Genomic DNA, 15107 nt, shown 5'->3' on the forward strand with positions numbered 1-15107 from the left:
ATTATTTCTCGAATTTCCATTTAATTTCTCGAAGAATATAAAAGAGTTTTGCCTTTACACCTCCGTATTTACCGTATAGATAAAAGATTGACGATGGAAGTTTGTTTTTTAGTTTGTAATAATGAAGAACTGCATGGTATTTTTTTAACAAAAATAAACGTTGTGCATCATTGAATTTATCATAATAATCTGAAAAAACAATTTCATATACCATGGCTTCCCCAACATCTTTCTGGTCTCTAAAAGAATTAACTCTGGTGAGGTTGATTTCCGAAGATCTTACACACATTTGTGTATTATTCATACCATAAATAAGACCTCCCTCTGTATAATCCATCCAGGCTACCAAAGGGGTTCCCCAAGCCAAAGGGAAACCTCTGAAACCAATTTTTTCATAACAACTTCTTCTAAATATATTCTCACTTATACTTGTATGCGTCTGGTTATTTCGGTCTCTCCAAAATGTATTGATAGAGGTCTCATATTCCGGATGAAGGAGATCTGCACCTCTCAGATTCGAGTGAGAATCTATTGAAGTTATTGCTGCTTTGATGACATTAATGCCTTTTTCATCGACTGTAGGCAGAATATTATAAAATTCTTCAACAAAATTTTCCTTCGGACAGTCATCGTCTCCCAAAATACATATCCATTCCTCATTTTTTGATAAATCAATGCACCTGATCCATTGCCCTTCCAGATCTTTAGTACCCAGATTAGAATCAAAAGCTTTATAGGTAATATTCAGATGTGCATATCGGGAAATAATATCAGCAGGATCATTCGGGCTTTTGTCATTACCGATATAAATATTAAATTTTTTATTGGTCTGATTCTCTAGCGATTGTAAAGTTTCTTCAAAAAAATCTATTTTATAATACGGAATTACGAAGGCCAGTTTGTTCATTTTTTGTATGATTTTGTGTTTGATCTTAATTCTAAATACAGTTGAATATAAAAAACTTAATAAAAATGTTTTTGAAGAATATTATAAAGATAAATATCTTTTCCTACTTGATTAGTTTCTATAAAATATTGCTCTATTTCGGGAATATTAATGTCATATCCAGATCCGCTTTTTAAAAGATTGATGTTTATCTTTTTATGATAAAACTTTTCTACAACCTCTACAATCTCAAGAATTGAATAGTTTTTACTATAAGCAATATTGATAATTTTATTTAAAGATTGTTGTTTAAGAAGATCAAAGGTAACATTTCTTATATCATCAACGTCGATGAGGTTGCGCGTCGCTTGAGTGTGAACATTAATAGTTTCATTATTTTTCACAGCTTTCACAATATAATTCATCAGAAGATTTGGGTTTCCGCCTTTGCCGACAGCATTGCTTACTCTCAAAATAAGAAATTGTGGGCACGATTTTTTTATCAGCTGTTCCATTTTTAGTTTGTGAAGAACGTAATCGCTGCCAGTCTTTGAAGAATCATAAATACTGCAGGTAGAGAAATATACAAATACCTTGTCGGTATTTTCTGAAATGGTATTCTTGATCAGGTTTTCCTCACGTAAAAATTCTTCAACTCTTGTTTCTAAAGAATTGGAGACTCCCGACGCAAAAAAAATTACATTTTCATCGTCATTATCCACAAATAGTGAAGCGATCAGACCATTGCCTACAATCATACCAATATTTCTTTTACGATTTTTTCTGAAGCTTTGCCGTCTCCAAAAGGATTATTATCACTTTCAAATATATATTCCTGCTGATTATGATATATTAAATTAAAATGAGTTTTAATTTTTTCAATATCAGACCCTACCAAAATACCGCAATTACAGGTAACTACTTCCGGCCTTTCGGTTTCTTCTCTTAAAATTAATATTCTTTTCTGTAAACTTGGTGCTTCTTCCTGTATTCCGCCGGAATCTGAAATTATAAGTTTGGCTTTAGCCATTTTTCTAAGTGCGTCAAGATAAGAAAGAGGCTCAGTAAAGTTGATGTTTTTGGGTATTTGCTTATCAAATATATCCAAAATAATTCTTCGGGTATTGGGATTTGGGTGCAATGCCCAGTCAAATTGAGTCTCCGGATTTTCTTCAGCGAGCTCTTTGATTGCCTGAGCAATATTTTTCAAAGGTTGGCCAATGTTTTCTCGCCTGTGAGCCGTAATAAAAACAAAATCCTGATATTCTACCAAAATATTTTCTTTTTCGATCACATATTCGATCATATCAACAATGGTATTGCCAACCAAAGAGATGTTTTTCTCTGAAATGTTTTCTTTCAAAAGGTTATGCTTAGCTAAATCTGTTGGAGCAAAATTTACATTCGCTGTTAATGAAACAACGCGTCTGTTGAATTCTTCAGGAAAAGGAAGTTTGATATCTGATGTTCTCAATCCGGCCTCAATGTGATAAAATTTTCTCTGCTCAAGAAAAGCAACCATGGATGAGGCTAAAACAGTGAATGTATCACCCTGTGCAATTATTTTCTGAATATTCTCTTTATGGATGAGGTTAGATATTTCGTCGATCAGTTTAGCAATCAGATTAGAGCTGGTAAATGACAACGACTGTACAGAAAGTCTATGATGTGGAATAATGCCGAAGCTGTTTTCCATTTCTGTAAGCAGCGTATCGTGTTGACCTGTATTTACAATGCAGATGTCTTCATTGCGTTTTCTGAATTCATTGATGATAGGGAATGTCTTCAGGAATTCTGGTCTCGTTCCGTATATAATTGCAATTTTCTCGTTCATCATATATGTTTTAAAAATAGTAATAACTTAGGCTATAGCGAAATGATTCATTAAGTGAAGTAGTTTATAATAAAATTGACTGTTTATTATTTAAAAATCAATAAACTAAATGCTTTAATTGATAAATCATCTTTAAACTATTAATAACGCCAAATTTTTTGAGGTTAATATACTTAATTGCAATTTTAAAAGAATCTTTTTGACTGTAGTTAAAATTTTTGAGATAAAAAATAAACTTATAAAAATTTTCCCTTTCTACTTTTTGATCTGTCTTTTGATCTTGAAATGTACCAATAATCTCACGAACTTTTAATATGTTCTCAAACCACTCTTTTGAGAAATTACCGGACGAAAAGTGTTTTATTAATATTTCATTGGTGATATAATTGGTGTATTTTTTTGCTACACTTAATGAAAAAATTAAATCATATCCATGGTAACCTCTTATGTCCTCATTAAATTTAAACTCATCAAAAATATTCTTTTTACATGCTAATAAAACGCCATCAATCCCTTTTACTTTTTTACGCTCACTTTTCTTTCCAAAGTTGCTATGGTATTGCTCAATCTGAGAAACAACCTGTATGAAATTTACAGAATTATATCCTTTATTAGACCAGGTTGCGGGGATGTGTGAATAATAATTTCCTCCTGCAACTCCTACAATTCCACAGTCTGGTATTTGGAGAGTTTCCACTAATTTTTCTCCCCAACCTTTATTTACAAAAAGAATATCTTCATGAATAAATAATAAATTTCTGAATTTTGCCTGTTTTGCTCCCAAATTATAAGCTTGGCAAATTCCCATAGTTCCAGGATTATGTATTTTAATAATTTCATAAGGAATTCCGCAGGTTTCAGCAATGTTAGATTTCAAGTCTGAAAAAAAGTGCGGTTGATATGATGATACAATTATTGACAGCATATAAAAAGATAAGAATTGAGAGGCATATGTTTTTGTAAATTCGTGGTTGAAATTAAATTTCAATATACTTTAGATAAACAACTTGAGTGCTATTTTCACAATTTAAGAATTATTTTTAGTTCAATCATTAAAACTTACGACGTAACCTTTTAATAATATATTTCACCAACATTCTTAATGGAAACTGATCAAGAATCTCATCTGCAGAAATCATTTTCATGTTGTTGATGACGTTATGAATTTCTTTTTTTCCTTCTTTGATTTCAGCTACATTCTTTACATGAAAATAAGCATGTACAAAATCTTTAAAGGGGTTTGGGGTGTCTCTTTCATGCCAGGTTCCAACAAAGTGGTGACTGGCATAATTTTTTGGAAGATCCAGACAAAAATGAGTGGAAGGATAGATCACAATTCCATCTTCCAACTCCTGATATTCGTCTCTTGCTGCATCAATTTTGTATTCTTTCACCAAGAGATCTGATACAAAAACAGTATTGGTAGTAAGGTCAAAATCTGTTTTTTTATTGTAAAAATCTAAAACTTTCTTTGGCCATGGATGTCCTGCTTCTGTACCCCAAAGTGCGGTGAATGGAGATCCTTTAATTTCAAATCCTGAAAACGCGCGGTGAATGAGAAATTCGTCTAAAGAAAATTTTACTTCTACATCAATATCCATGTAGATTCCGCCCTGCTCAAACAAGGCTAAAGCTCTTGAATAATCTGATACAAAAGCCCATTTTTTTTGTTCAGCAGCTAAACGAACATACTCGCAGCAATTGATGTCAAAATTGGTTTCATTCCATTCAATGATTTCGTAATCTGGAAGGTTCTTCTTCCAAGAATCTAAACATATAAAAAAAGAATCCGGTTTTGGTTTTCCGCCAAACCAGCAGTAATGTATTTTTTTTGGAATCATTGCTGTTGATTTTTAAACATTCCTTTAATTATGTATTTCAATAATTGAAGAAAAGATTTTGTGTTATTGTATTGTTCCCATATTAATTTTCGATAATATTTTTTTAATATATTTCTATTTTGGGTCTTGAGTTCGGTATTTATACGATCTCTCATTGCTGAATTTAATAGATTTTTGTATCCTACCGAATTATTATTAATAATCAGATCTTTGTAAACATCATAGGAAAATTTTGTTTTTTTTCTCATATCAAGAGACATGAAAACATTTTTTCCATGTATTCTGTAAACTGCATCAAAATCTTTTGTGTAAAGTCCTAAACCGTGATCCAAAAGATGATGTTTTATGTGAGTATCACAGTAATAATTATATTTATTTCTAAGGTTTAGATCTAAAGCAGAATTTCGGAAAACTATCGTCATTGTCTGAATTCGCATAAATTTTTCAAAGTCTTTCTGTGAAAATTTAAAACTTTCTTTTCCTTGAAAAAAATCTTCTCTAAAATAAGGAAAATCTTTTGTAGATGCATCATTATATAACTCTTTATATTGATGGCAGGCTAAAACAACATCTTGATTGTTCTCTAAAATATCGATCTGTTTTTGAAGTTTATAGTCATTTGTCCAAAAGTCATCTCCCTCACACATTGCTATATATTTCGCACCAGATTCCTGACATTTTTGTAATGTAAAGATAAAATTGGGCATCCATCCCAGATTCTCTCTTTGCTTAATAAATGTTACCAAATTTTTTCTTGGATGATTTTCAAGAAAAGCATCTACTTTATTTTGGGTGTGATCTGTAGAGCAGTCATCTGAAAGTATCACGTGAAAATCAAAATCAGTTTTTTGATTGAGAACATTTTGTAGTGCTTCAATAATAAATTCCTCCTGATTATAAGAAATCATAAAAACCGTAACCAAATTATTAGTCATAATATTTACTAAGTATTTTCGGATAATAAACTATTTACTTCTGATTTTACAACCACTAGCTTGATTTTCTAGATTATGAATTTTGTTTAAAAAGAAGAGATCAACTAAAAGTCTTTTTCATAATTCGATTTATAAAATAGAATAATATATATATTTTTAGCCGAATACTACTAATTTTTTTTAATTTAAGAAGAAAATTTTTATTATGTAAACTTTCATAATCCCAATAATTTTTAACAAAAGATTTTCTGTTGGCAAAAGGAATATTAGAGTTATTCATTTTTTCATTATATGCTAAAGAAGCACCTTTTGAATTGTTTGATAAGATTTTTTTTATCTGTGCCGTTAAACCATCACTTCGGTATTCACCAATTACAATTGATGATGTGATGTGTAATAATTTAAAATTATTATCCATACGATTAGAGATCACAGATTCAACAATAAATTTCTCACCTTGGAAAATCGGATATGGATATTTTTTTGCAACTGATGTTTTCAAAATTAATGAAAACTCAGCAATTACATTATGTTCATAAGCCATCTCATTCTGGGATGCTATAATTTCGGATTGTAAACTTTTATTAGGAAATGCTTCGCCTTGATTGTTAGTCATTTCAATAGGACTGGCTAAACCAATAATTGTTTTTGAATCCTTAATGACAGTTAGTTTTTCATAAACTATGTCTACAGCGTTATTTTTAAGGTAATCATCGCTATCGACGGTGAGAAAATAAGGTGTTTGTATGTTTTTCAATGCAGTATTAATTGCAACATGTTTGCCTTGATTTTCCTGATAAATGTATATAATTTTAAAATCTGCATTTTTACTGAAGTAATCAACTAACTCTTCAGTATTGTCACTAGACCCATCATCTACAATTAGCCACTCAAAATCTCTCGAAGTCTGTCTTTGTAAACTTTCAAATAACTTTGATAATGTATATGCTCGGTTATAGGTTGGGGTGAAAATAGTTATCATACAGTTTAATAAATAAATTTATAAGTTTTATCTGAAACTGACTCTGAAAATGAACCCTCTATTAAAGGTTTTTTGTTTTTCAAAAAAGAAGCAATTTTTTTATTCATATTTGCTTCTTTAAAATCTACTTTTAATAAGTATTTAATTGTTTTATTTCGATATTGCTTAATAATCTTTTTTATTGAAATAGGATTGTTTGGGTTACTACACCAAAGAATTTGCTGGCGTTGAATTGTAGATAGTCTATTATCATATATTCCCGGAGCTCTATCTTCACGATCGTGAAATATATATGTATCAGGAACAACACCTATTTTCATTTTAAAATATTGAATTCGGTGGCAGTAATTATCATCTTCACCGTAATGAAAGAATGCAGGACTGAAACCTCCGATAACTTCGAGTGCCTTTGCTGTTAAAAGCCATGCTGCAGCACATATAAATGGAGATTCATAAATAGTTTTTTTTGTATTACCTAAAACATAATCATCATAAAAATCTTCGCAATAATAGGGTGATACAGATCTTGCAAAACTTTTATCTAACTTTGTTCCGTTGCTATTTAAATGAATAGGGCTTATTACTGCATATTCTGGGTGCTGCAATGATGTATTTATTAATTTTTCGATAGTATTCGTTTCTACATAGGCATCTTGATTAAGTAGAAAGAAAAATTCGCCTCCCTGCTTTAAAGCACTCTTTAAACCAAGATTATTAGCCCCCCCGAATCCCAGATTTTGTATGTTTTCAATAAGAGTAACGCTAGGAAAATTATTTCTGATATATTCTACACTCTTATCAGTAGAAAGATTATCAACAGCTATAATTTCTACAGGTATGGATGATTGTAACAAGCTAGAAAAACATTTATGTATCCAATTATTTTTCATTCCATTGTAAATAACTACTACGGCAAAGATCTTCATGCTACTATTTTTTGTATGATTTAATATAAGCTTCATTCATTTTGCCACTATTATCAAAATTCCAGGAGCTTGATGAATTCGCTGTACTCTGATAATACAATTCTTCTTCAGTGAGATTATTCGCGTCTTTGTACCACCCACCGTGTCTCGATGTATACAGCCCTCCCATACGTATTCCCTTAATGAAATCTTTATATTCTCTCAAGAAATAGCTAGGTTTATAAAGTGCAAAAGTAGTATCAATCTCTGCTTTGAAAACTTGTGGCTCCAATTCTTTCATCCAAAATTGTTTTTCCCAAGAAAGAACTTCATTTTTTAATGGAAAAGAATCATGAATATCGTCAATTCTCAAGGCTATTCCCACTTTTGTGATGGCTCTGAAATATTTATCTAAAATAGTCAACATTTTCGATGGAAAGTTTTCTGGAAGGTTTTCGCTTGGGACTATATCAGCATCAGTAAGAAAATAATATCCTTTAGCATATTTGTTAAATAGCTCAGGTTTTAGGTAAAATGCTTTATGACCCAGATTTTCAGATAGATAGTGTATTGTTACTTGATTTTTAATGCTATTATAATATTCTAAAAGAGGAGGGTAAGATGATTGGTTATCAATAATAATAATGTTTTCAAATTTTCTTCTTAATAAAAAAGAAATAAGCTCTTCTAAATAATGTAATTGGTTAAAATTAATTATAATAACAGGAATTGATAAAGGGTTTTTTCTCTGATTTTTTAATAATGAATTAGTAAGAACCGAATATTTATAGAATAAATATTTACAATAATTTTTTAGCCTTTGAATCATCACTATTTATTTTTCAGATTTATCTGCTTTGTTGTTTATTTATCAGGGAATAAAATGTGCTTTTAGAAAACAAAGATATTAAAAATCTTGTAGATGATGTGATAACTGTTATCTTATACAATGTTTTTGATGTAGCAACACAGGACAATATATAGCTTTTGGGTGGTATTGCTGTTATGGTAAATAAGTGATTCTAACAGCCAAAAGTTAACTTATTATTTCATGAATCTATTATGGTTTCAAAGAGAATTGATATAATATATTTTTTTTAAGGTTTTAAAAAAATTCAGGATACTAAAATTTTTGAGGAAATAAGTTGCGACAGTATATTTGGCGTCTTGTCTGGTCATATAGCAATACTCTAAATATTGCTTAATGACTTTTCCTACAAATTCTGAAGGAAACATTTTTGAATGATGTAAAATAAATTTTTCTCTCAATATATTGTAAGCGTCATCCTTATTTTTATTAAGATTCTCAGATCCCGAAATACTGAGATTTGATAGTCTTACTTTTATATAAGTTGCACGATTGTAGTATATTGTGCCGTAATCAGAAAAAGTAAGAATGGCTAAATCATCACTTCCCCACGCTAAAGGAATCTTTTCAAAACCATATTTCCGATACATCTTGGTCTTAAAAATATTTTCTGATAAACTGCTACTAGCCACACCACAATATTTATTTATAAACAATTGATAAGCTTCTATTGAATCTACATTATAATCGTTAGTTCTTATAAGATTACCATATTCATCAATATGATGGTGTACTGTTTTTATGCAATGGATATTTTGATCATTACAGTATTGGATCGAGTTGTAAAATTCTTCTACAAAGTTCGGAGCCATGACATCATCGTCACCCAAGACCTCAAACCATTCCTCATGCACATTTTCAAGTATTCTTTCCCACTGAAGTGCCAGGTTTTTTCCGCCAATATTTTCTGTATAGCCAAAATAATGATATTCATTAGGAGTAAAATATTTTTCAATGATTGGCAGAGGAGCTTCGGGACTTGCGTCATTTCCTATATACAAAACAAAATTTTTGTTGGTTTGTTCAGCAACAGATTTTATAGTCTTTTCAAAAAAATCTATTTTATAGTAGGGAATAATAATTGCAAGTTTAATCATTCGAATAAAGTGTGAATTTTATTAGTTTTAAGCAATTAACTAGCTTTACTCTTGATATAGGTAAAAATTGGAGAACTGTGAAATAGTTTGTAAACGACTTCTTGTAATGTGTAAAAAATGTTTTTGTAAAAGCTTTGTAAAGAAGCATTTCAGTTTTCTCATCATTTTTTACATTAAAATTATAACGATGTTTTTTGCGGATATACATATTGTTTATAAACCATAATTTGTCTGGATTGCCTGGAGAAAAATGTTCAATCAAAATGTCTGAAACTACATAGTTTTGATGTTTTTTAGCAATCCTTAAGCTCAATTCTGTATCATATCCGTGATAGCCTTTAAGTTTCTCGTCAAAGCTATAATTATAAAAATTGTCTTTACTAATACTTATAAAAACACCATCAATAGCAATTGCTTTATGAGCTTTTTGTGTAAAAGTCTTCACGTTACGTAAGGTTGTATCGTATTCTCTTTGTAGAATATTAATTAAAGCATAATTCATATTGGTAAACCAGCCACTAGGTACACTAGGAATGTAAGTTCCACCTGCAATTCCTATTATTCCGAGATTATTAATATGATGATGGGAAATTAGTTTTTCTCCCCAATTATCTGTGTGAAAGATTATATCTTCATGTAAAAATAAAAAAAAATTATATTTTGCTTTTTTTGCTCCTAAGTTATACGCTTCTGTTATTCCCATAAGCCCGGGATTATCAATTTTAATAATTTCATAAACAATCCCACAGGTTTTATCTATATTCTCTTTTAAAGCTTTAAAATTAGCAGGTTTATATGAAGATATTATTATTGATAGCATGAGTAAATATTAAATATTCCGATAGCAAAAAATATTTAGCTGTTGATTAAACGTAGTGTTCTTTTCATTACAAAATGGAAAATTTAAAGTGTCAGCAGCTAGTCTTATGTAATATTCGAATCCAGCGTTATGTAATAGATTGAGAATATCTCCAAGATTTTGTGGTTGGTTTACAATGCCGTGATATTCTAAGAAAAGCAATTTTACATTTTTTAAATTATTTTTAATATCAAATATTAATGTGTTCTCTGCACCTTCAATATCAATTTTAAGAAAATCTACTTCGTTTTGTAAATATTTTTTCAGATCTACAGCCTCTACAGTATCATAATTATTTTTCTTTGCCACGTCAAGCGAAAGTGAGCCAGCAAGTGATCCTTCAGAATAAAATTTAAGTTGTGTATCTTCTGTCCAAACTGCAGTATTATGAATTTCTATGTTTTGATGATTGGGAAATGATTTAACATTGTTTTCCAAAAGCTTAAATATCTCTTTGTCTGGTTCAAAGGCAATAATTTTTGAGTTTGGAAATTGTCGAATAAAGTAGTAGGTGCTTAATCCAATATTGGCACCACAATCAATAATTAGTGGGTTTTCTTTATTTGAAAAAAATTTATAAGTTTCTTGTTCAAATATTTCATCCAAAGAATGGAGAAATCCATCTTTGTCTGAATAATGAAAAGGCTTCTCAAATATAGTAGCAATACCAGCTTTCAGCTTAGGAAGATTATTTATTCTTTGTCTCTCAAAAGGACTTATACCTGTTTTGAGATTTTCAGCATGCTTCATTTTAAACTGGTGTAATTCTAGTCTAAGTAAGTCGAAAACTCGTTTTATTTTTTTTAACATATATTTATTTCCATTTGTAGTTACCAAATACATTTCCGTAATCGTATTCACCATGTTTAGAAAGGTATGAATCTGGATCTATTACGGTAAATTTACAAACATCTTCTGCGAGATCCAACTGTCGTATTTTTGGCAGATTAATAAATGCATTTATAGAGTATTTTCCTCTCACTAAAATATTGGGTTCGATGGTTAAAGTCATCGTTTCGTTAACAATAGTAGATTCACATGAAAACACACTCCTTTTTTTAGAATCTAAAATTGTTACGAAAAAACTTGTATTCTTAATGTATTCTTCTATTCCGATAACAAATTTAAAAGTAATTGGTTCATTATACAGATATTCTTTACTTACGGTACCATCGGATTTAGTAACCTGGATTTCTTTGATGAACATATCTTTATTACCGTGATCAGGATTAAAATAAACAACGTCATCATTGTCAAAATTCAGATATGTAGAAATTGTTTCACGTGCTGATCCTATGTACTCAACTAATCCCTTATTAAGCAGAATCCCAGTATTACAAATTTGAGATATAGCATTAAGATCATGACTTACAAAAAGCACTGTTCTACCTTCTCCTTTTGTTACATCACCCATTTTACCAAGGCATTTTTTCTGAAATTCAGCATCTCCAACGGCTAAAACCTCATCTACAATAAGGATTTCGGACTCTAAGTGCGCTGCAACAGCAAATGCCAAACGGACATACATTCCCGAAGAATATCTTTTTACGGGAGTATCAATATATCTTTCAACTCCTGAGAAATCTACAATTTCATCAAATTTTCTTGTGATTTCTTTACGAGTCATGCCCAAGATGGCACCGTTCAGAAATACATTTTCTCGGCCTGTCATTTCGGGGTGAAAGCCTGTTCCCACTTCTAAGAGTGATGCAATCCTCCCATTTGTATATATTTTTCCGGTGGTAGGTTTTGTTACCTTACTCAATAACTTAAGCAGAGTAGATTTTCCTGCACCATTTCTCCCGATAATTCCTACTGCATTACCTTCTTCAATTTCAAAATTAATATCACGTAAAGACCAGACGTAATCTGAAAAGCCTTTAGAACTCCTGTCATTAGCTTCTCCAATTTTTAGATAGGGGTCTTCTTTTCCTCGCACTGTATGCCAAAATCGGTTTAAGTCATGAGTTAATGTCCCTGTTCCTACTTGCCCCAGGCGATATTGTTTTGATATGTTTTCAGCTTTTAAAGCAAGCATATTTTGATTTTTGTTAATTAATTTATTACTTGATTTGTGAAGTTTTATACAGTATCTATGAAAGATTTTTCAGATTTGTTGAAGATGATAATTCCTAACAGCAAAACTAAAATGATAAAAACAAAACTTGTTAGCAATCTAGCCATATTGAAATCTCCAGATCCTATAAATCCAAATTTGAAGCATTCAAAGATTGGTGTTAAAGGATTTAAGTCCGCAAGAAAACCATAGTTTCCTAATTTTTGTTTTACAAGAGATGTAGGTAAAATAACAGGTGTAAACCACATAAATAAACTAACACCAAAGCCTAGTAGTAGTGATAGATCTCGATATTTTGTGGTTAGTGAAGAAAATATCATTCCTAATCCTAATGAAAATAATGCGAGAAAGATAACCAAAACAGGAAAGAAAAATGCCCAATAATTAGGATGTACCTGTCCTAAATAAATGTAGTATCCTAGTACAATAAAAAATAATATCAATTGTATACTTAATCGCATAAAACTCGATATTATGGTTGAGATAGGAGTTGCTAATCTTGGAAAGTATACTTTTCCAAAAATACTTGCATTTCCTGTGAAAACATTAGAAACGCTAAGCATGGTGGTGCTGAAATAACCCCAAAGAGTATTTCCTGCTAAATAAAACAATATTGGAGGAATGCCATCTGTTGGTAAATTAGCAATGCCTCCGAAAACAAGAGTAAAAACTATAGTAGTTAAAATAGGATTGATGAAAAACCAGAGCGGACCTAAAATAGTCTGTTTAAATGAGGAAATAAAATCTCTCTTTACAAACATAAAAACCAAGTCACGATATTGCCATACTTCTTTTAAATTAAGTTGGAATAAAGAATGTTTAGACTCAATTACGTCGGTCCACTTTTGTTGTGGTTCACTCATTTGTGGGAATTTTTACAAATTTAAAATAATTAATTGATTTTCAGTTTGCTGAATGTTGAATTGTTCGTCTTGTTCAGGCAAAAGCAGAGCTAATATATTAATAATTATTTCTTTAAACAAAAAAGCTACTGATCTCAAACCAATAGCTTTGTATATTTTATGTTGTTTTTTATTTAGTCACAAGCTTTTTCAGGTATTCACCATATCCGCTTTTACCATATTTTGTGGCTGTTTCCAGAAGTTTTTCTTCGTTGATGAATCCATTTCTGAAAGCAATTTCTTCAATACATCCAATTTTGAAACCTTGTCTTTTTTCGATAACACTTACAAATTCTGAAGCATCATTTAGAGAATCAAAAGTACCGGTATCAAGCCATGCTGTGCCTCTGTCTAAAACACCCACTTCCAGTTTACCTTTACTTAGATAAACATTGTTTACATCGGTAATTTCCAACTCGCCTCTTGGGGAAGGCTGAATGTTTTTGGCAATTTCTACAACTTCATTATCATAAAAATATAATCCAGGAACTGCATAATTTGATTTTGGTTTTAAGGGTTTTTCTTCGATAGAAACGGCTTTAAAGTCATTGTCAAATTCTACTACACCATATCTTTCGGGATCTGAAACATGATACGCGAAAACGACGCCTCCATCCGGATTTGTTTTGTTTTTCAGCAAAGTTCCCATTTCTGAACCGTAAAAAATATTATCTCCTAAAACCAAAGCTACAGATTCATCACCGACAAATTGATCTCCAAGAATAAAAGCCTGCGCAAGGCCATCCGGACTTGGTTGTACCACATATTCGATATTACAGCCAATTTGTGAACCATCACCCAAAAGCTTGATAAATCCTGCTTGATCATGAGGAGTTGTGATAATCAGAATATCCTTAATTCCAGCTAAAAGCAACGTAGAAAGAGGATAATAAATCATTGGTTTATCATAAACAGGCATCAGTTGCTTGCTTACGGCAATGGTAAGAGGATAAAGTCGTGTTCCGGAACCTCCGGCTAAAATAATACCTTTCATCTTGTGTGTTTTAATTATACTGCTTTTCGTAATATTTCTGGTAATCTCCGCTGGTTACGTTTTCCAGCCATTCTTTGTTTTCCAGAAACCAATCGATTGTTTTTCCTAATCCTTGTTCGAAAGTTACAGAAGGTTTCCAGTCTAGCTCATTGCTCAGTTTTGTCGCATCAATTGCATAGCGTTTGTCGTGACCTGGTCTGTCTTTTACATAAGTGATCAGTTTTTCAGAATGACCAGCCGGATTTCCAAGCTTTTCATCCATTTGTTTGATTAATTCTTTTACCAAATCGATATTCTGCCATTCGTTGAAGCCTCCGATATTGTAAGTTTCTCCGGTTTTAGCCTCATTAAAAATTTGGTGAATTGCTTTAGCGTGATCGATGACGAATAACCAGTCTCTTGTATATTTTCCGTCACCGTAAATTGGTAACGGTTTTTCATTAATAATATTCGAAATACAAAGCGGAATTAATTTCTCTGGAAAATGATTCGGTCCGTAATTGTTTGAACAGTTGGAAACAATAAATGGCATTCCATAGGTGTTTCCATACGCTCTTACTAAATGGTCTGAAGCTGCTTTTGAAGCCGAATAAGGAGATTGCGGATCATAAGAAGTGGTTTCTAAAAAGAATCCTGTTTCACCTAAACTTCCGTAAACTTCATCAGTAGAAACATGATAGAAAAGATTTGTTCTTTTTTCATTGGGGAATCTTCCGTGAGTGTGATCTGGGTTTAAAGTCCAGAATTCTTTGCAAAGATTCAAAAGATTGGAAGTTCCGTTTACGTTGGTATTAATAAATGCCATCGGATCTGTAATGCTTCTGTCTACATGACTTTCAGCAGCTAAATGTATCACTGCATCCGGATTATATTTTTCAAAAACCTTTCTTAGCTCTTCAGGTTTTGTGATATCTGCTTTCTCGAAAA

Annotated in this window: 16 protein-coding genes; all 16 read right to left on the bottom strand. The window is 31.2% G+C overall.

Features of this window, described 5'->3' with window-relative positions; translation table 11 throughout:
• Position 1: 1 nt before the first annotated feature.
• A complete protein-coding gene (locus tag OH814_RS18125; protein WP_308829124.1) occupies positions 2-907 on the bottom strand; it encodes a glycosyltransferase in 906 nt (301 codons plus the stop codon).
• A 56-nt stretch (positions 908-963) separates the two neighbouring features.
• On the bottom strand, positions 964-1644 hold the full coding sequence (locus tag OH814_RS18130) for an NAD-dependent epimerase/dehydratase family protein (RefSeq protein ID WP_308829125.1): 681 nt from the start codon (positions 1642-1644) through the stop codon (positions 964-966).
• Complete coding sequence (gene wecB / locus OH814_RS18135) at positions 1641-2720, bottom strand: non-hydrolyzing UDP-N-acetylglucosamine 2-epimerase (protein WP_308829126.1); 1080 nt, start codon at positions 2718-2720, stop codon at positions 1641-1643. Before wecB ends, OH814_RS18130 begins: the two co-directional genes overlap by 4 nt.
• Before the next feature lie 97 nt (positions 2721-2817).
• Entirely contained in the window at positions 2818-3597 is a 780-nt protein-coding gene (locus OH814_RS18140; RefSeq protein ID WP_374990587.1) for a glycosyltransferase, read from the bottom strand.
• 175 nt (positions 3598-3772) lie between these two features.
• A complete protein-coding gene (locus tag OH814_RS18145) occupies positions 3773-4561 on the bottom strand; it encodes a glycosyltransferase (RefSeq protein ID WP_308829127.1) in 789 nt (262 codons plus the stop codon).
• Positions 4558-5496, bottom strand: a complete 939-nt coding sequence (locus OH814_RS18150; RefSeq protein WP_308829128.1) for a glycosyltransferase — start codon at positions 5494-5496, stop codon at positions 4558-4560. The genes OH814_RS18145 and OH814_RS18150 overlap by 4 nt, the downstream gene beginning before the upstream one ends.
• A gap of 100 nt (positions 5497-5596) precedes the next feature.
• Positions 5597-6478 carry a glycosyltransferase family A protein gene (locus tag OH814_RS18155; RefSeq protein ID WP_308829129.1) on the bottom strand — a complete coding sequence of 294 codons (882 nt, stop codon included), beginning with the start codon at positions 6476-6478 and terminating at the stop codon, positions 5597-5599.
• Positions 6479-6483: 5 nt separating this feature from the next.
• Positions 6484-7404 (bottom strand): glycosyltransferase family 2 protein, encoded by a 921-nt coding sequence (locus tag OH814_RS18160; RefSeq protein ID WP_308829130.1) that lies wholly within the window; start codon positions 7402-7404, stop codon positions 6484-6486.
• 4 nt (positions 7405-7408) lie between these two features.
• The gene (locus OH814_RS18165) at positions 7409-8212 is read right to left on the bottom strand and encodes a glycosyltransferase family 2 protein (RefSeq protein WP_308829131.1); all 804 of its coding nucleotides are present in this window, start codon (positions 8210-8212) and stop codon (positions 7409-7411) included.
• Between the two features lie 239 nt (positions 8213-8451).
• Positions 8452-9348 (bottom strand): glycosyltransferase family 2 protein, encoded by an 897-nt coding sequence (locus tag OH814_RS18170; RefSeq protein WP_308829132.1) that lies wholly within the window; start codon positions 9346-9348, stop codon positions 8452-8454.
• Positions 9341-10168, bottom strand: coding sequence for a glycosyltransferase (locus OH814_RS18175; protein ID WP_308829133.1), 828 nt, complete (start codon positions 10166-10168; stop codon positions 9341-9343). The genes OH814_RS18170 and OH814_RS18175 overlap by 8 nt, the downstream gene beginning before the upstream one ends.
• 9 nt (positions 10169-10177) lie before the next feature.
• Positions 10178-11017 carry an FkbM family methyltransferase gene (locus tag OH814_RS18180; protein ID WP_308829134.1) on the bottom strand — a complete coding sequence of 280 codons (840 nt, stop codon included), beginning with the start codon at positions 11015-11017 and terminating at the stop codon, positions 10178-10180.
• A 4-nt stretch (positions 11018-11021) separates the two neighbouring features.
• A complete protein-coding gene (locus OH814_RS18185; protein ID WP_076557338.1) occupies positions 11022-12245 on the bottom strand; it encodes an ABC transporter ATP-binding protein in 1224 nt (407 codons plus the stop codon).
• A gap of 44 nt (positions 12246-12289) precedes the next feature.
• Positions 12290-13147, bottom strand: a complete 858-nt coding sequence (locus OH814_RS18190) for an ABC transporter permease (protein WP_308829135.1) — start codon at positions 13145-13147, stop codon at positions 12290-12292.
• Between the two features lie 169 nt (positions 13148-13316).
• Positions 13317-14180: a glucose-1-phosphate thymidylyltransferase RfbA gene (gene rfbA / locus OH814_RS18195; RefSeq protein ID WP_308829136.1), complete on the bottom strand. Its 864-nt coding sequence runs from the start codon at positions 14178-14180 to the stop codon at positions 13317-13319.
• A 10-nt stretch (positions 14181-14190) separates the two neighbouring features.
• Positions 14191-15107, bottom strand: a 917-nt coding sequence (rfbB, locus tag OH814_RS18200; RefSeq protein WP_308829137.1) for a dTDP-glucose 4,6-dehydratase, incomplete at its 5' end; no start/stop codon positions are given.

Source organism: Chryseobacterium sp. CFS15 (assembly GCF_031118795.1).
GTDB lineage: Bacteria > Bacteroidota > Bacteroidia > Flavobacteriales > Weeksellaceae > Chryseobacterium > Chryseobacterium indoltheticum.